The 15718-nt window shown below is 62.8% G+C and carries 18 protein-coding genes and 1 tRNA gene; 12 read left to right on the top strand and 7 right to left on the bottom strand.

Annotated features, from left to right (window positions below; all coding sequences use genetic code 11):
• Positions 1 to 43 precede the first annotated feature (43 nt).
• Positions 44 to 499, top strand: coding sequence for a nitrogen fixation protein NifZ (locus ECTHA_RS0107515; protein ID WP_025281987.1), 456 nt, complete (start codon positions 44 to 46; stop codon positions 497 to 499).
• A 32-nt stretch (positions 500 to 531) separates the two neighbouring features.
• Entirely contained in the window at positions 532 to 1380 is an 849-nt protein-coding gene (nifM, locus tag ECTHA_RS0107510) for a nitrogen fixation protein NifM (protein ID WP_025281986.1), read from the top strand.
• Positions 1381 to 1523: 143 nt separating this feature from the next.
• Here the strand turns inward: nifM and ECTHA_RS17520 are convergent, their stop codons facing one another.
• The 5 genes from ECTHA_RS17520 to ECTHA_RS0107485 form a co-directional block, all read right to left on the bottom strand.
• Positions 1524 to 2243 carry an MBL fold metallo-hydrolase gene (locus ECTHA_RS17520; RefSeq protein WP_025281985.1) on the bottom strand — a complete coding sequence of 240 codons (720 nt, stop codon included), beginning with the start codon at positions 2241 to 2243 and terminating at the stop codon, positions 1524 to 1526.
• 158 nt (positions 2244 to 2401) lie between these two features.
• The gene (locus tag ECTHA_RS0107500) at positions 2402 to 2602 is read right to left on the bottom strand and encodes a YgaP family membrane protein (protein WP_025281984.1); all 201 of its coding nucleotides are present in this window, start codon (positions 2600 to 2602) and stop codon (positions 2402 to 2404) included.
• A 48-nt stretch (positions 2603 to 2650) separates the two neighbouring features.
• On the bottom strand, positions 2651 to 3949 hold the full coding sequence (locus ECTHA_RS0107495; protein WP_025281983.1) for a citrate synthase: 1299 nt from the start codon (positions 3947 to 3949) through the stop codon (positions 2651 to 2653).
• Positions 3950 to 4101: 152 nt separating this feature from the next.
• The gene (locus tag ECTHA_RS17515; protein WP_025281982.1) at positions 4102 to 4638 is read right to left on the bottom strand and encodes an invasion associated locus B family protein; all 537 of its coding nucleotides are present in this window, start codon (positions 4636 to 4638) and stop codon (positions 4102 to 4104) included.
• A gap of 40 nt (positions 4639 to 4678) precedes the next feature.
• Positions 4679 to 4755 (bottom strand) — tRNA-Arg (locus ECTHA_RS0107485).
• Positions 4756 to 4938: 183 nt separating this feature from the next.
• Here ECTHA_RS0107485 and ECTHA_RS0107480 point away from each other — a divergent pair.
• From ECTHA_RS0107480 to ECTHA_RS0107470, 3 genes are read left to right on the top strand one after another with little or no spacing between them, the layout of a single operon-like run.
• A complete protein-coding gene (locus tag ECTHA_RS0107480) occupies positions 4939 to 6219 on the top strand; it encodes a nucleotide sugar dehydrogenase (protein WP_026623625.1) in 1281 nt (426 codons plus the stop codon).
• A gap of 60 nt (positions 6220 to 6279) precedes the next feature.
• Entirely contained in the window at positions 6280 to 7287 is a 1008-nt protein-coding gene (locus tag ECTHA_RS0107475) for an NAD-dependent epimerase (RefSeq protein ID WP_025281980.1), read from the top strand.
• A gap of 33 nt (positions 7288 to 7320) precedes the next feature.
• Complete coding sequence (locus ECTHA_RS0107470; protein ID WP_025281979.1) at positions 7321 to 8676, top strand: phosphohexomutase domain-containing protein; 1356 nt, start codon at positions 7321 to 7323, stop codon at positions 8674 to 8676.
• 52 nt (positions 8677 to 8728) lie between these two features.
• Here the strand turns inward: ECTHA_RS0107470 and ECTHA_RS0107465 are convergent, their stop codons facing one another.
• Positions 8729 to 9562 (bottom strand): foldase protein PrsA, encoded by an 834-nt coding sequence (locus tag ECTHA_RS0107465; RefSeq protein ID WP_025281978.1) that lies wholly within the window; start codon positions 9560 to 9562, stop codon positions 8729 to 8731.
• Positions 9563 to 9597: 35 nt separating this feature from the next.
• Positions 9598 to 9897 (bottom strand): YciI family protein, encoded by a 300-nt coding sequence (locus ECTHA_RS0107460; RefSeq protein WP_025281977.1) that lies wholly within the window; start codon positions 9895 to 9897, stop codon positions 9598 to 9600.
• A 198-nt stretch (positions 9898 to 10095) separates the two neighbouring features.
• Here ECTHA_RS0107460 and ECTHA_RS0107455 point away from each other — a divergent pair, with 198 nt between their 5' ends.
• The 7 genes from ECTHA_RS0107455 (at position 10096) to ECTHA_RS17505 (ending at position 15701) form a co-directional block, all read left to right on the top strand.
• Positions 10096 to 10713: an L-threonylcarbamoyladenylate synthase gene (locus tag ECTHA_RS0107455; protein ID WP_025281976.1), complete on the top strand. Its 618-nt coding sequence runs from the start codon at positions 10096 to 10098 to the stop codon at positions 10711 to 10713.
• Positions 10714 to 10719: 6 nt separating this feature from the next.
• A complete protein-coding gene (locus ECTHA_RS0107450) occupies positions 10720 to 11397 on the top strand; it encodes a site-2 protease family protein (protein WP_025281975.1) in 678 nt (225 codons plus the stop codon).
• Between the two features lie 38 nt (positions 11398 to 11435).
• The gene (locus tag ECTHA_RS0107445; RefSeq protein ID WP_025281974.1) at positions 11436 to 12653 is read left to right on the top strand and encodes a tryptophan--tRNA ligase; all 1218 of its coding nucleotides are present in this window, start codon (positions 11436 to 11438) and stop codon (positions 12651 to 12653) included.
• A 9-nt stretch (positions 12654 to 12662) separates the two neighbouring features.
• Positions 12663 to 13529 (top strand): segregation and condensation protein A, encoded by an 867-nt coding sequence (locus ECTHA_RS0107440; protein WP_025281973.1) that lies wholly within the window; start codon positions 12663 to 12665, stop codon positions 13527 to 13529.
• A complete protein-coding gene (gene scpB, locus ECTHA_RS17510; protein ID WP_025281972.1) occupies positions 13526 to 14074 on the top strand; it encodes an SMC-Scp complex subunit ScpB in 549 nt (182 codons plus the stop codon). The genes ECTHA_RS0107440 and scpB overlap by 4 nt, the downstream gene beginning before the upstream one ends.
• Positions 14075 to 14223: 149 nt before the next feature.
• Complete coding sequence (rluB, locus tag ECTHA_RS0107430) at positions 14224 to 15018, top strand: 23S rRNA pseudouridine(2605) synthase RluB (protein ID WP_025281971.1); 795 nt, start codon at positions 14224 to 14226, stop codon at positions 15016 to 15018.
• On the top strand, positions 15015 to 15701 hold the full coding sequence (locus ECTHA_RS17505; protein WP_025281970.1) for an endonuclease III domain-containing protein: 687 nt from the start codon (positions 15015 to 15017) through the stop codon (positions 15699 to 15701). Before rluB ends, ECTHA_RS17505 begins: the two co-directional genes overlap by 4 nt.
• Positions 15702 to 15718: the final 17 nt, after the last annotated feature.

Here is a 15718-nt window from a genome sequence, read left to right as displayed (position 1 = left end):
ACCCGCCCGAGACTCAAGGCATGGCAAGGATAAGGAACAGCACATGAAGCCCATGTACGAATATGGTGAACGGGTGCGCGTGGTGCGCCCGGTCCGCAACGATGGCAGCTATCCGGGCATGGATCGGGGAAGTCTGCTGGTGCCCAGGGGCAGTATCGGCGTGGTGATCGATATGGGCAGATTCCTTCAGGATCAGGTCATCTACACCGTCAACTTCATGGAGCATGGCCGCATCGTTGGCTGCCGCCAGGAGGAGTTGCTGGATGCCGATGCCCATTGGGTGCCCACCCGCTACGAGTTCCGCGACAAGGTGACGCCCCGGGTGCCGCTTGGCATCAAGGGGCAGCCGGTGGTGGAGGCCGGTGTGGTGGGCGAGGTCTGCAAGGTACTGCGGGACCTGCCCGATGGGGTGGAGTACCACGTGAATTTTGAGGGGCGTGTCCTGCAGGTCCCCGAATCGGCCCTTGGAGACCCTCCGGGGGAAGACATGACACCGTGAATCCACATCAAGCATTTTGAGCGGGAGGCCGTATGACGCCCACACTGGAACATCGCCCGGAGCTGGCCTACATTGAACTGCGCACGGCGCTGGACAGCTTCGAGAAGCCACTGGGTAAACTGGATGAGGCAGAGCGACGGACTGTGCGTGCCCGCTCGGCCCGGGCCTATGAGATCGGTGCTCGGGCACTGGCATCGGACCAGGCGCCGGATGTGCATGTGCCGCGGGAGACGCTGGACCATGCCCTGGCAGAGATTCGTGGTCGCTACCCGGACGAGGCCGGCTTTGCGGCAGAGTTGGAAGCTCATGGGTTCGACCTGGCCAGCTTCCGCGAGGCGCTGCATCGGGAGCTGCGCCTGGAAGCCGTGCTGGATCGCGTGGCCAATCGCTCGGCCCAGGTGAGCGATCTGGATGTGAAGCTCTTCTACTACCTGCACCTGGAGCGGTTCCAGGTGCCCGAATCACGCACCGTGCGCCAGATCCTGATCACCATCAATCCGGACTATCCTGAAAATACCCGCGATCAGGCGAGACAGCGACTGCAGGCCCTGGCCGACGACCTGACCGGGGATGTGGAGCAGTTTGCCGCCCAGGCCAGCCGTCACTCGGAGTGTCCCAGTGCCATGAAGGGCGGCCTGGTGGGCAAGGTACCCAGAGGGACCCTGTTCGCTCCCCTGGATGAGGCGCTCTTTGGCATGAAGGCGGGGCAGGTGAGCCCGATCGTCGAGACAGAAATGGGGTTTCACGTCCTGCTGTGCGAGGGTATCCACGCGGCACACACCATACCCCTGACCGAGGTGGAAGGGCGTATTCGCGAGAAGCTGGAAAAGCGTCGCCGCAGCGTCTGCCAGCGGGAGTGGCTCAAGGGCCTTGAACCCTGAAACCCCCATGCTTCCATGCAACCGTGGGAGCGGCCCTCGGCCGCGAAGAGGGCTGCAGGCAAGCACCCACGTCCTTGCCGCGGCAAATCGCCGGCAGGTCGGCCCCCACGCAAGGGCAGGGCGCTCCTTGCCCTTTGGAAGCATCAGCTTTGACTGCCCTGGGCTCCCACCGGCGCCTTCTCCGGCCCATAAGGGCCACTGCGTACCCGATCATGTTCTTCCATGCGGTAATGCACGAAGGCCGCCTCGTCCTCGAAATGCATGAAGGGGTTTCCCTGAGCCTGTTCCGCCAGGGTGGAGGTGGGCTGCACGCCATAGTCATGTCCGGGATGGATGACCGTTCGACCCGGAAGCTCGTCCCGCAATCGCTTCAGGGAACGGAGCATCGCCTTGGGGTCTCCCTGCTTCAGGTCGCATCGGCCGCAACCGTACACGAACAGGGTGTCTCCGGTGATCAGATCATCACCCAGGTGGTAACAGGTGCCGCCCGGGGTGTGTCCCGGTGTGTGTAGCACGCGGATCAAGGTATCGCCCAGACGGATTTCGTCACCATCGTTATGCAGCACGGCATCCGTCGGAGCCTGGCCCCAATAATCGGCCTCGGCCTGGAGCAGGTGTACTTCGGCCCCGGTCTGCGCACGCACCTCGTCCAGACCGTTGATGTGGTCCTGATGGGTGTGTGTGAGCAGGATGTGGGTGATATCAAGCCCCAGTGAGCGGGCCCTTTCCAGGGCTTCATCCACTTCCCAGGCCGGATCCACAATGGCGGCCTGACGGGAGGCCTTGTCTTCCAGCAGGTAAATGAAATTGTCCATGGGGCCCAGTTGCAGGGTATGGACGACGTGGGTGGGGGATGCGGTCATGAAGGTCCTCCAGAAGGCAAGGGCACGGGTCCAGGACCACCCCCCTCCCCGAAAACGGGAAGGGGCGGTAGTCAGTTCACCCCCAATGATCAAGAGGTGGGCTCAGGCCCTGGGGTCGCCACCCGCTAACCACGGGCATGGCATGAGCCGGGTCGAATTCAGCTGAAGGCTTCGCCCGGTTTCATGCCGAATTTCTTGAGCACGATGGCCAGCGGGCAGAACCCGGTGAAGGCCGATTGCAGCAGGTTGAGGCCCACAAATGCCGTGAGCCACAGCCACAGGGGGCTGAGCAGCGACAGCAGCAGGCTGAGCAGAATCATGCCACCGGCAAATGCCAGTACTGCGCGATCAATCGTCATGGTGCTTCCCTCTCCGTTGATTTAGGGTCTCCTAATATAGAGGTGCGCTCAACGCTTCTCAATGGGCACGTAGTCCCGGGTGGCGGCGCCGGTGTACAACTGACGGGGGCGGCCGATACGGGATTCGGGGTCCTGCATCATCTCGCACCAATGCGCATTCCAGCCCACCATGCGGGCCAGAGCGAAAATGGCGGTGAACATGTTCAGCGGAATGCCCATGGCACGCAGGATCAGGCCCGAATAGAAGTCTACGTTGGGGTAGAGCTTGCGTTCCTTGAAGTACTCGTCCTCCATGGCGATGCGTTCCAGTTCCATGGCCACCTCGAACAGGGGTTCGTTCTCTGCGCCCATCTCCCGCAGCAGTTCATGACACATCTTGCGGATGATCTTGGCACGGGGGTCGTAGTTCTTGTACACCCGGTGCCCGAAGCCCATGAGGCGGAAGGAGTCGTCCTTGTCCTTGGCGCGATTGACGAAGTACTCCACCGACTGGCCACTTTCGACGATGGACTCGAGCATCCGCACCACCTTCTCGTTGGCGCCGCCATGCAACGGGCCCCAGAGGGAGGCGATGCCGGCGGAGACGGCAGCAAAGGGGTTGGCCTCGGAACTGCCGGACAGGCGTACCGTGGAGGTGGAGGCGTTCTGCTCATGATCGGCGTGCAGGATCAGGATCAGGTCCAGCGCCTTGGCAAATACCGGGTTGGGCTCGTAACGCTCCGTGGGCACCCCGAACATCATGCGCAGGAAGTTTTCCGAATAGCCCAGTTCGTTGTCGGGATACAGGAAGGGCTGGCCGACGGCATATTTGTAGGACCAGGCGGCGATGGTGGGCATTTTGGAGATCATCCGATGGGCGGCGATCTCCCGGTGGCGCGGGTTGTGCACATCGGTGGTGTCGTGGAAGAAGGCCGACAGGGCGCCGAACACACCCACCATGATGGCCATCGGGTGGGCATCGTGCCGGAAGCCGTCATAGAAGCGACGGATCGCCTGATGGGGCATGGAGTGCTTCTGGATGATGCGGGTGAAGGTTTCCAGTTCGGTGGCAGTGGGCAGCTCACCGTAGAGCAGCAGGTAGCAGGTTTCCAGGTAGCTGCTGTGTTCGGCGAGTTGCTCGATGGGGTACCCCCGGTACATGAGGATGCCCTGATCGCCATCGATATAGGTGATATCGCTGCGGCAGCTGGCCGTGGACATGAAGCCCGGGTCGTAGGTGAAGTAGCCCAGTTCCTTGGACAGTGGCCGGATGTCCACGGTGGCCGGGCCCTGGGTGCCTTCAAGCACGGGCAGTTCCACCTGCTTGCCGGTGGCGTTATCGATAACCGTGACGGTACGGGATGTCATGGGTTGTCCTCGTCGTCCGTTGTTCGGATGATTGGTCTCGGGGCCGCGCCCCTGATATTTGCTTCGCGACCAGCCCACTGGGCGGCCCCAATGCCACACTTTATTGCGATGCAGCACCCAGCGTCTACGATTTCTTTCACTGGGGTGATGTCTTACTTGATCTCGCGACTGGCGGCTGTGAACCCCATCAGTGAGACATCGGCCACCAGGATTTGCTCACTGTTGAAGGGCCGGAAGCCCACACGCATGTTGGTTCCCGCGCGCATGGCCTCTTCCAGTTCCGGGTTCAGCGGGCGGGCCGTCAGGCACCCTTGTTCGAAGCAGGTAAGGAACGGCGCGTTGTATTCCTCGCCGTCGTCCACCTGCATGACGATACCCGCCCGCAGATCCAGCCCCAGGGGCAACAACACCTCGATGATGCGGGTGCCATCGCGCATGTCGCGGATGTTCACCTGCATGGCGGGTCCGCGACCTTGGGCACCATCCATCTCCAGGGTCTGCTGAATCTGGCAACGTTCGGTACCTTCAACCTCCAGGCATACGCTCTGCCAGTCCTGATGCATGGTACGGGTGGGCTCGTTGGCGCCCGCGCTCCACGGCAGCATCAGCAGGGCCATGGCGGCCAGGCCGGAAAACAGGGTGAGGTGGCGTATTCCAGGGGTGCGTGACTGCGGGCTATGGTTCGACATTGAAACCTCCATGGTGGGGCAAGGTGGATGCTTGAAAGAATGGCGCCCCGGGCAGGGTTCGAACCTGCGACCTTCCCCTTAGGAGGGGGACGCTCTATCCAGCTGAGCTACCGGGGCATGTTGGGCCGGGACGATGAGGGTATGCCTGCTGTGGCAGGGGCCGACTCAAGGGTCGTATAGGATAGCCAAGATCCCGGGAGCCCGAAAGTGCGGGCTGCCGACTGGCCCTGCAAGGTCGCGCGATCGCGGCATTTGCGGTATCTTTCCGGCTTCGAGGAAACGGCCTGGAAGGATGCTCCCATGAGCGAAAAGATCGGTGTCATTGGACTGGGTTATGTGGGGTTGCCCGTGGCCCTGGGCTTCGCCCGCCACTATCCCGGCACCATCGGTTTTGACATCAGCGAACGGCGTATCAAAACCCTCAAGGAAGGGCATGACTATACCGCCGAGGTCACTCCCGAGGAATTGGCGGAGCACGATCTGCTCTACACGCGGGACCCGGCCGACCTCAAGGGCTGCACCTTCTTTGTGGTGACCGTGCCCACCCCCATCGACGAAAACCGTCAGCCGGACCTCACTCCGGTGATGAAGGCCTGTGAGACCGTGGGGCAGATGCTCACCCCCGGTGCCGTGGTGGTGTTTGAATCCACCGTGTATCCAGGCGTGACCGAAGAGATCTGTGGCCCCATTCTGGCCCGGGTGTCCGGTCTGCGTCAGGGCCAGGACTTCAAGCTGGGTTACTCCCCGGAACGCATCAATCCGGGCGACAAGGAACATACCCTGACCCGCATCGTGAAGGTGGTCTCCGGCGAGGACGCGGAAACGCTGGATCGGGTGGCCGAGGCTTATGGCCGCATTATCGAGGCCGGTGTGCACAATGCCCCCACCATCAAGGTGGCGGAGGCTGCCAAGGTGATCGAGAACACCCAGCGAGACCTGAACATTGCCCTGATGAATGAACTGGCATTGATCTTCGATCGTCTGGACATCCGCACCAAGGACGTGCTGGAGGCAGCGGGCACCAAATGGAACTTCCTGCCCTTCAGCCCTGGTCTGGTGGGCGGGCACTGCATCGGTGTGGACCCCTACTACCTCACCGCCAAGGCCAAGGCTGTGGGTTACTACCCCCAGGTGATCCTGGCCGGGAGGCGCATCAACGATGGCATGGGCGCCTACATTGCCCAGCGCCTCGTCAAGCTGCTCATCGAGCAGGATCACCCGGTGAAGCGCGGTCGTGTGGGCGTGCTCGGGCTCACCTTCAAGGAAAACGTGCCGGACCTGCGCAATTCACGGGTGCCGGACATCATCCGCGAACTGCGTCAGTTCGGTATCGAACCCCTGGTGCACGACCCCCTGGCCGACCCGGAAGAGGCCCGCCATGAATACGACCTGGAACTGGTCGACCTGGATGCCTTCACGGAACTGGATGGTCTCATCCTGGCCGTGCCCCATCGGGCCTACCTGGAAGACGGCGCCGGTGCCCTCTGCACGCGCCTGAGCGAGGGCGGCGTGTTGCTGGACGTGAAATCAGCCCTGCATCCCGACGACATCCCGCAAATCACTCGCTACTGGAGCCTGTAAGCCACGGCTGGCGATGGTTTGCGACGGCACGGCCCAAATTGACAACCAAGGCAACATGATATGAAGGTTCTTGTGACCGGCACCGCCGGATTCATCGGTTCGGCCCTGGCCATGCGGTTGCTGGATCGGGGAGATGAGGTGATCGGCGTCGATAACCTCAACGATTACTACGACGTGAACCTCAAGCTGGCCCGGCTGGATCGCATCAAGGACCATGCCGGATTCACCGAGGTGCGTGCCGATATCGCCGACCGGGCCGTGATGGAAGAGACCTTCGCCCGTCACAAGCCACAGCGGGTGGTCAACCTGGCAGCTCAGGCGGGGGTGCGCTACTCCCTGGAGAACCCCCACGCCTATGTGGAAACCAACCTGGTCGGGTTCATCAACATCCTGGAGGGGTGTCGGCACCACGGGGTGGAGCATCTGGTGTATGCCTCCTCCAGTTCCGTGTATGGGGCCAACACCACCATGCCTTTCACGGTGCACGATAACGTGGACCATCCCATGAGCCTGTATGCGGCCAGCAAGAAGGCCAACGAGCTCATGGCCCACACCTACAGTTCCCTTTACGGCCTGCCCACGGCCGGCCTGCGCTTCTTTACGGTGTATGGCCCCTGGGGGCGACCGGACATGGCCCTGTTCATGTTCACCCGCAATATTCTCGAAGGCAAACCCATCGACGTCTTCAACTACGGCCAGCATCGCCGCGATTTCACCTACATCGACGACATCGTGGAAGGCGTGATCCGCACCCTGGACAAGGTGGCAGAGCCCAATCCCGAATGGTCCGGCGACAACCCGGATTCAGCCAGCAGTTTCGCCCCGTATCGCCTGTACAACATCGGCAACAATCAACCGGTGGAACTGCTTCACTACATCCAGGTGCTTGAGGATTGCCTGGGACGCAAAGCCGAGAAGAACCTGCTGCCACTGCAGCCTGGCGATGTGCCGGATACCTACGCGGATGTGCAGGACCTGGTGGCCGACGTGGGCTATCGGCCCGCCACCCCGGTGGAGCAGGGAGTGGAGAACTTCGTGCGCTGGTACCGGGATTTCTACCAGGTCTGAACATTCAAGCCCACTCAAGACGACAGGTTTCCCATGTCCGCGCCGCTGCCCTGTTTCAAGGCCTACGATATCCGTGGGCGCATCCCCAATGAACTCAACCCCGATCTGGCCTACCGTATCGGACGAGCCTACGCCGGGGTGATCGCCCCCAGGGGCGCGGTGGCGGTGGGTCAGGATATCCGACTCAGCAGCCCGGAACTGGCCCAGGCCGTGATCCAGGGCCTGAACGATGCCGGTGTGAATACCTGCTCCCTGGGTCTGTGCGGCACCGAGACGGTCTACCACGCTGCCTCACTGGGTGGCATGGGCGGCGGCATCATGGTGACGGCCAGCCACAACCCCATGGACTACAACGGCATGAAGCTGGTGCGCGAACAGGCCATCCCCATCAGTGGGGATACCGGGCTCAAGGAGATCGAGCGGCGGGTTCGGGAAGGAGATCCCGGGCCGGTGGCTGACGTGCACGGTGAGGACCGCAGCCTGGATGTGATGCAAGGCTATGTGGAACGGGTCCTCGGTTTTGTCGAGTTGTCGACCCTGCGTCCGTTACACCTGCTGGTGAATGCCGGCAATGGTGCCGCTGGCCCGACCTTTGATGCCCTGGCGGCGCGGCTGCCGTTTCGTGTGACCCGCATCCACCATGCGCCCGATGGCCGTTTTCCCAATGGCATTCCCAACCCCCTGCTGCCGGAAAACCGCGCCGTCACCGGCGAGGCGGTGGTGGCCCATGGTGCCGATCTGGGGATTGCCTGGGATGGGGATTTCGATCGCTGCTTCGTCTTCGATGAACGTGGCGAGTGCGTGGAAGGCTATTACATGGTGGGCCTGCTGGCGGCACAGATGCTGGAGAAACAGCCGGGCTCACGCATCGTTCATGATCCACGGCTCACCTGGAACACGCAGCAAATGGTGCAGGCCGCCGGGGGTGTGCCGGTGATGAGCAAGACGGGCCACGCCTTCATCAAGGAGCGCATGCGCCGGGAAGACGCCCTCTACGGGGGCGAGATGTCAGCTCACCATTACTTTCGTGATTTCAGCTATTGCGACAGCGGCATGATCCCCTGGCTCCTGACCGCCGAGCGCATGAGTCTCACGGGCAAGCCGCTGTCTGCCCTGGTGGAGGAGCGTATCCGTGCCTACCCCTGTAGCGGCGAGATCAATTATCGGGTGGAGGATGTGCCCGGCACCCTGGAGCGGGTGACGCAGTTCTATCTTCCCCAGGGACCGCAACTGGACGACACCGATGGGCTCAGCATGGAATTTGCCGAGTGGCGCTTCAACCTGAGGGCCTCCAATACCGAACCGGTGATTCGCCTCAACGTGGAAGCCCGGGGGGATGCCGGGTTGATGCGGGAGAAGACGCGGGAGCTGGGTGGTTTGATTACCTGACTGCCCGGGGCAAGCTGGAGCCCGCAGGGGGCTCCAGAAACACCAACCTGGCTTACCGCAACCGATCTTCGTGAATCTCGATGGTCGCCCGCTCGCGCAGTTCGTCCACGTAACCCTGCAGCGCCTCGGTGGCCAGGATCTGTTCCAGGCGACCCCGGGATGCCTCGAAGGTGGGCAGGGTCAGTTCGCGGTTTTCCTCATGCAGGATCACATGCCAGCCGAACTGGGACTCCACCGGAGAATCGGAGTATTCACCGGCCTCCAGCGAGGCCAGTGCCTCGGAGAACGCCGGTACCATCATGTCCAGCCGGAACCAGCCCAGGTCGCCACCGGACTCGGCGGAGGTGTCCTGGGAATATTCCCGGGCCAGATCCGGGAACGAATCCCCCTGATCCAGGGCCTCGATCAGCACCCGGGCCTCCTCTTCGGTGTCCACCAGGATGTGCCGGGCCCGAAATTCGCGGGCGTCCAGAGCGGCGATCTGTCGGTCATACTCGGCCCGCAGTTCTGCCTCGGAGAAATCCTGTTCCTCCAGGTAGCGCTCCACCAGCGTGTTTACCAACAGATTGGTGCGGGTGCGCTCCAGTTGGCGAAGGATTTCCGGATCCTCATGCAGACCCTTTTCAAGAGCCTCCTGGCGCAGCAGCTCCATGTTCACCATCTCATCCAGGGCCGACTCCGGCGATTGCAATTCTCCGTGATGGTGCCCGGACATCTGCCGGAGCTGCAGAAAATCAGTGAGGTCCCGATCCGTGATGGGGATGTCATTGACCACGGCCATGGCGTCACTGTGGTCAGCGCGCTGGTCGGGCGACGGTTCCGATGAACAGGCGCCCAGAGCGAGGATCACGGCGGCCAGCAGCGGGAGAGACTTGAATGGGGTCATGGAATGCGTGTCCTTTGAATGATCCTGCTCAGGGTTCAGGGAAAGACCTTCTTGAAGGGCTTGACGGTCACCTGGGCATACACGCCTGCGGCCACGTAAGGGTCGGTGTCGGCCCAGGCCTGAGCGGCGTCCAGAGAGTCGAACTCGGCCACCACCAGGCTGCCGGTGAAGCCGGCGGGACCCGGATCGGCACTGTCGATGGCCGGATAGGGGCCGGCCAGCACGAGACGACCGGCATCCTGCAGGGTCTGCAGGCGCTCAAGATGGGCAGGGCGGGCCGAGCGGCGTTTTTCCAGACTGTCTTCCACGTCCTGACTGATGATGGCGTAGAGCATCAAGCACCTCCTGGCGGGCAACGGATAAACGTCGGGAAGGGTAACCCACCCAGTCCATGGAATACAGCGCCCGCCACGGCCCCGCCGAGGTTCACCCCGATGCCTTCAAGCCGGGCGAAACCATTCGGGCGATGGCCGCTGGGTCTGATAAACTTGCGGGTTCAACTTCCGACCGCTCAGGGATACAGCATGAGTCGCGTGATCGAGATCCATCCGGTAGACCCCCAGGCGCGCCTGATCAGGCAGGCTGCGGACGTGGTGCTGGAGGGTGGCGTCATCGTCTACCCCACGGATTCCTGCTATGCCCTGGGGTGTGCCATGGGCAACAAGGCGGGCATGGAACGTATTCGCCGCATTCGCCAACTGGATGAGCAGTATCACCTCACCCTGGTATGTCGAGATCTCTCGGAGATCTCGGTGTATGCCAAGGTGGACAACACTGCCTACCGGCTGCTCAAGGCGCTCACGCCGGGGCCTTATGCCTTCCTGCTCAAGGCCACCCACGAGGTGCCCAGACGCCTGCAACATCCCAAACGCAAGACGGTGGGGCTGCGCATCCCCGATAATCCCATCTGCAACGCGCTGCTGGAGGCGGTGGGGCAGCCCCTGATGAGTTCCACCCTGGAGCTGCCGGGTGATGATCATCCCATGTCCGATACCTTCGAGATCCGCGAACGCATGATGCCGCTGGTGGATCTGGTGATCGACGGTGGCGCCTGCAGCCTGGAGCCCACCACGGTGATCGATCTGGAGGGGGATGTACCCCGGCTCATGCGGCGTGGCCGGGGTGAAGTACCCCCGGGTCTTGAGGAGTAGGGCTCCATGGACGGCATCTTGCAGATCATCGCCATCTGGGCCCTCCCGGTGCTCTTTGCCATCACCCTGCACGAGGCCTCTCACGGACTTGTGGCCAAGCAATTGGGCGATCCCACGGCCAAGATGCTGGGCCGGCTCACGGCCAACCCCTTCAAGCACATCGATCCGGTGGGGACCGTGGTGGTGCCCATTGGTCTCTTGCTGTTCACCGCGCTGACCCCGGCGCCGCCGTTCGTCTTCGGCTGGGCCAAGCCTGTGCCGGTGAATACCAACAATCTCAGAAATCCGCAGCGCGACATGGCCATTGTGGCCGTGGCCGGGCCCACTGCCAATCTGCTCATGGCCATCTTCTGGGCCCTGATGATCAAGCTTTCCGTGCTACTGCAGGGCAGCCTGGACTGGGTGGCCACGCCGCTGTTCTACATGGGCATTGCCGGCATCACCATCAATATCCTGCTCATGGTGCTCAACATGCTGCCCCTGCCGCCGCTGGATGGAGGGCGCGTGGTGGCCGGTTTTCTGCCGCCCCGGGTGGCGGCCCGCTATGAGCGCCTGGAGCCTTACGGGCTGGTGATCATTCTGATTCTTCTGTTTACGGGCATTCTGGGGGCCATCCTGTTCCCGGTTTACGGTTTCTTCGTGGATCTGCTCCAGACCGTGTTTGCCCTGCCATCCTGGCGTTAACCGATTCGTTTATCCAACAGCATGTGTGAGGAGTCCACTTGAGTTCCCTGCCGACACAAAATCAGCGCGTCCTGTCGGGCATGCGTCCCACGGGCCGACTGCATCTGGGCCATTATCACGGCGTTCTCAAAAACTGGGTTGAACTGCAGCACTCCTACGAGTGCCTGTATTTCGTTGCCGACTGGCACGCCCTGACCACGCATTACGAAGACCCGCGCGTGCTCGGTGAGAGCGTATGGGAGATGGTGGTGGACTGGCTGGCGGCCGGGGTGAGCCCGGGTTCCTCGCGGATCTTCATTCAGTCCCGCGTGCCGGAGCATGCGGAGCTGCACTTGCTGCTTTCCATGATCACGCCTCTGGGCTGGCTGGAGCGGGTGCCCACCTACAAGGATCAGCAGGAGAAGCTCAAGGAGCTGGACCTGGCGACCTATGGGTTCCTGGGTTATCCCTTGCTGCAAAGTGCCGATGTGCTCATCTACAAGGCCGGTCTCGTGCCAGTGGGCGAGGATCAGGTGTCCCACCTGGAGGTGACCCGCGAGGTGGCCCGGCGCTTCAACCACCTCTACGGCTGCGAGCCCGGCTTCGAGGAAAAGGCCGAGGCGGCGGTGGACAAGATGGGCAAGAAGAACGCCCGCATGTACCGGGATCTGCGTCGTCGCTACCAGGAGAAGGGTGAGGACGAGGCCCTGGATGTGGCCCGCGCTCTGCTGGAGACTCAGCAGAACATCTCTTTGGGGGATCGTGAGCGCCTGTTCGGGTATCTGGAAGGCGGCGGTCGCATCATTCTCCCCGAGCCCCAGCCGCTCCTTACCAAGGCCTCCAAGATGCCGGGACTGGACGGGCAGAAGATGTCCAAGTCCTACGGCAATACCATCTCCCTGCGCGACGAGCCGGCGGATGTGGAAAAGAAGATCCGCACCATGCCCACCGACCCGGCCCGTGTGCGTCGCACCGATCCGGGTGATCCTGACAAATGCCCCGTATGGCAGCTGCATCAGGTGTACACCACTGAAGACGTGCACAACTGGGTGCAGGAGGGGTGTCGTTCGGCCGGTATCGGCTGCCTTGAGTGCAAGCAGCCGGTGGTGGATGGGGTGCTGGCGGAACTGGGTCCCATGCAGGCCCGTGCCAAGGACTATGAGTCCGATCCCAATCTGGTGCGCTCCGTGGTGGCAGAGGGCTGCGAAGCGGCTCGCGACATTGCCCGGGATACCCTGGAAGAGGTCCGGCGCGCCATGGGGCTGGCCTACCGATGAACGCCACCGATGAGTGATGTGCCGTCTGTCCTCTCGCCTGCGTCCGAGTGCGTGGGCGAGGATGAGGCGGTCACTGCTCGGGTCCGCGGAGAGCCGCTGACCCTCACGCCCAAGGATCTGTACATCCCGCCGGACGCCCTGGAGGTCTTCCTCGAGACCTTCGAGGGTCCGCTGGATCTGCTGCTGTATCTGATCCGCCGCCAGAACCTGGATGTGCTGGATATCCCCATCGCCGAGATCACCCGGCAATACATGAAGTACATCGAGCTCATGCAGGAACTGCGTCTGGAACTGGCGGCGGAGTACCTGGTGATGGCGGCGGTGCTGGCAGAGATCAAATCCCGCATGCTGCTGCCACGTGCCGCCGAGGTGGAGGATGAGGAGGATCCCCGCGCGGCGTTGGTGCGTCGTCTGCAGGAGTATGAGCGTTTCAAGCAGGCGGCTGAGGATCTGGACGACCTGGCGCGTCTGGAGCGGGATATCTTCATGGCCGCCATGGAACCGCCTCCCATGCATCATGAAAAGCCTCTGCCGGACGTGGGCCTGGACCAGTTGCTGCGGGCCTTTCGTGAGGTGCTGGGGCGGGCCGATATGTTCAGCCACCACCAGATCCAGCGGGAACCGCTCTCGGTGCGCGAGCGCATGAGCCGGGTGCTGGCCTCCCTGGGTGAGCGGGGGCATGTGGAGTTCTGCGCCCTGTTCACTGTGGAGGAGGGGCGACGGGGTGTGGTGGTCACCTTTCTCGCCATCCTGGAATTGATCAAGGGACATCTGGTGGAGTGGGTGCAGTCAGAGGTGTATGCGCCCATCTACCTGCGCCCGGCAGGCCCCCACCCCGGCTGGGATGATGCCGGTGACACACAGCCGAACACATGACCCCGGAACGATTGCAACGCATTCTGGAAGGCGCACTGATGGCGGCGCAACGCCCCTTGTCCGTTGAAGAGCTGGAACGGCTGTTCGAGGGCGACGCCAGCCGCCCCGAGCGGGCCAGCATCCGCGAGGCCCTCAGGGAGATTGCCGAGTCCTGTCAGGATCGCGGCTATCACCTCAAGGAAGTGGGCAGCGGTTACCGTTTTCAGGTGGATGAGGAGTTGGCGCCCTGGGTGTCGCGGCTATGGGAGGAGAAGCCTCCCCGGTACAGCCGGGCCCTGCTGGAAACCCTGGCCCTGATTGCCTATCGGCAGCCCATCACCCGGGCGGAGATCGAGGAAGTGCGAGGGGTGGCGGTGAGCTCCCACATCATCCGCACGCTCACCGAGCGGGAGTGGATTCGCGTGGTGGGGCACAAGGAACTGCCCGGGCGTCCGGCGTTGTTCGGGACCACCCGGGGGTTTCTGGATTATTTCAACCTCAAGTCGCTGGATGAGCTGCCCACATTGGCAGAGCTTAGGGATCTGGATCAGCCAGCCAGGGAGTAGGGCAGGCATGCTCGCCGCTCCTGTTGGATGGGTATGGCCAGTCTCGAAAAGACCTGCGGCTTCCCTCATACTACGGAGTCGATGGGGATCGCGGCCAGTGTCCCCGGCTTCCCCTTCCATCCACTGACTGTCTCTCCAGGGAACCCTTCATGACCGAACGCCTCCACAAACTGCTCGCCCAGGCGGGCCTGGGCTCGCGCCGCGAAGTGGAGCGCTGGATTGCCCAGGGCTGGATCACCGTCAACGGCAAGGTGGCCAAGGTGGGCGATCAGGCAGGTCCCGATGACGAGATCGCCATCCAGGGTCGCCCGGTCACCGTGGAGTCGCCGGATCTGCGAGTGCTGGCCTACCACAAGCCCGAGGGGGAGGTGAGTACCCGGTCCGACCCGGAAGGGCGGGTCACCGTCTTCGATCACCTGCCCAGGCTGCGCAAGGGTCGTTGGATCAGTGTGGGGCGTCTGGATATCAATACCTCGGGCCTGCTGCTGTTCACCACGGACGGGGAACTGGCCAATCGCATGATGCATCCGTCCCGCCAGATGGAACGGGAATACGCCGTGCGGGTGCTGGGAGAAGTGGATCCCGCCGTGATTCAGCGCCTCCAGGAGGGGGTCACCCTGGATGACGGCGAAGCCCGTTTCGATGAAATCCGCGAGGCCGGCGGCACCGGCGCCAATCACTGGTATCACGTGGTCCTGCGCGAGGGCCGCAATCGGGAAGTACGCCGTTTGTGGGAATCTCAAGGGGTGACGGTGAGCCGCCTCATCCGGGTGCGCTACGGGCCCGTGGAACTGGATCAGGGTCTGCGCTCGGGGCGCTGGCGGGAGCTGGCTCCCGATGAGATGAAACGCCTGTATTCGGAACTGGAACTGAAATGGAAGCGCCCCCGTAAACCCGCGCGGATCGCCCGCCCGCCCGGCACCCGTCGTCTCCCCAGGCAGTGAATGCGCAGCGCCTGAAGCAGGTCTTTGATCGCCTCTCCAATCACCATGGCCCCCTGAACTGGTGGCCAGGTGACAGCGGGTTCGAGGTGATGGTGGGCGCTATCCTCACCCAGAACACCGCCTGGAGTAACGTGGAGCAGGCCATCGCCAATCTAAAAAGGGCCCAGGCGCTTGCACCTGAGCGCATCCTGGCGTTACCGCCCGAAGAGCTGGGGCAACTGATCCGCCCTTCCGGGTATTTCAATGTGAAGTCGAAGCGCCTGCGGTCCTTTTGTCAGTGGTACCTGGAACAGGGCGGTGAGGCGGTCCTGAGCGCATGGGATACCGGGATGCTGCGTACCCAGTTGCTGTCGGTGAACGGAGTGGGGCCGGAAACCGCCGATGACATCCTGCTGTACGCCTTTGAGCGCCCGGTGTTCGTGGTGGATGCCTATACTCGCCGACTGTTCTCACGGCTGGGAATGGTCGACGGCGATGAGCCTTACGAGAGCCTGAGGGCCTCGGTGGAAGCAGTGATCGGCGACGACGTGCCGATGCTCAATGAGTTGCATGCGGTGATCGTGATCCATGGCAAGGATGTATGCCGTCCCCGGCCCCGTTGCAGTGACTGCGTGCTGCTGGGTGAATGTCCGACGGGGCAGGGGCTGAACCGGTTTCCACCCGCCACCCCCCGTTCCTCCTGATTGCCAAGAGGTCGGGT

Origin of the sequence: Ectothiorhodospira haloalkaliphila ATCC 51935 (assembly GCF_000633935.1) — a bacterium.
GTDB lineage: Bacteria > Pseudomonadota > Gammaproteobacteria > Ectothiorhodospirales > Ectothiorhodospiraceae > Ectothiorhodospira > Ectothiorhodospira haloalkaliphila.
The sequence above is the reverse complement of the archived record's forward strand: the minus strand, read 5'-3'. Positions and strand labels throughout refer to the sequence as shown.

What these genes read in the sequence shown, in the direction of transcription:
- ECTHA_RS0107515 (WP_025281987.1), top strand. Translation starts at nt 44, where the DNA reads ATGAAGCCCATGTACGAATATGGTGAACGGGTGCGCGTGGTGCGCCCG.
- nifM (WP_025281986.1), top strand. Translation starts at nt 532, where the DNA reads ATGACGCCCACACTGGAACATCGCCCGGAGCTGGCCTACATTGAACTG.
- ECTHA_RS17520 (WP_025281985.1), bottom strand. Translation starts at nt 2,243, where the DNA reads ATGACCGCATCCCCCACCCACGTCGTCCATACCCTGCAACTGGGCCCC.
- ECTHA_RS0107500 (WP_025281984.1), bottom strand. Translation starts at nt 2,602, where the DNA reads ATGACGATTGATCGCGCAGTACTGGCATTTGCCGGTGGCATGATTCTG.
- ECTHA_RS0107495 (WP_025281983.1), bottom strand. Translation starts at nt 3,949, where the DNA reads ATGACATCCCGTACCGTCACGGTTATCGATAACGCCACCGGCAAGCAG.
- ECTHA_RS17515 (WP_025281982.1), bottom strand. Translation starts at nt 4,638, where the DNA reads ATGTCGAACCATAGCCCGCAGTCACGCACCCCTGGAATACGCCACCTC.
- ECTHA_RS0107480 (WP_026623625.1), top strand. Translation starts at nt 4,939, where the DNA reads ATGAGCGAAAAGATCGGTGTCATTGGACTGGGTTATGTGGGGTTGCCC.
- ECTHA_RS0107475 (WP_025281980.1), top strand. Translation starts at nt 6,280, where the DNA reads ATGAAGGTTCTTGTGACCGGCACCGCCGGATTCATCGGTTCGGCCCTG.
- ECTHA_RS0107470 (WP_025281979.1), top strand. Translation starts at nt 7,321, where the DNA reads ATGTCCGCGCCGCTGCCCTGTTTCAAGGCCTACGATATCCGTGGGCGC.
- ECTHA_RS0107465 (WP_025281978.1), bottom strand. Translation starts at nt 9,562, where the DNA reads ATGACCCCATTCAAGTCTCTCCCGCTGCTGGCCGCCGTGATCCTCGCT.
- ECTHA_RS0107460 (WP_025281977.1), bottom strand. Translation starts at nt 9,897, where the DNA reads ATGCTCTACGCCATCATCAGTCAGGACGTGGAAGACAGTCTGGAAAAA.
- ECTHA_RS0107450 (WP_025281975.1), top strand. Translation starts at nt 10,720, where the DNA reads ATGGACGGCATCTTGCAGATCATCGCCATCTGGGCCCTCCCGGTGCTC.
- ECTHA_RS0107440 (WP_025281973.1), top strand. Translation starts at nt 12,663, where the DNA reads ATGAGTGATGTGCCGTCTGTCCTCTCGCCTGCGTCCGAGTGCGTGGGC.
- scpB (WP_025281972.1), top strand. Translation starts at nt 13,526, where the DNA reads ATGACCCCGGAACGATTGCAACGCATTCTGGAAGGCGCACTGATGGCG.
- rluB (WP_025281971.1), top strand. Translation starts at nt 14,224, where the DNA reads ATGACCGAACGCCTCCACAAACTGCTCGCCCAGGCGGGCCTGGGCTCG.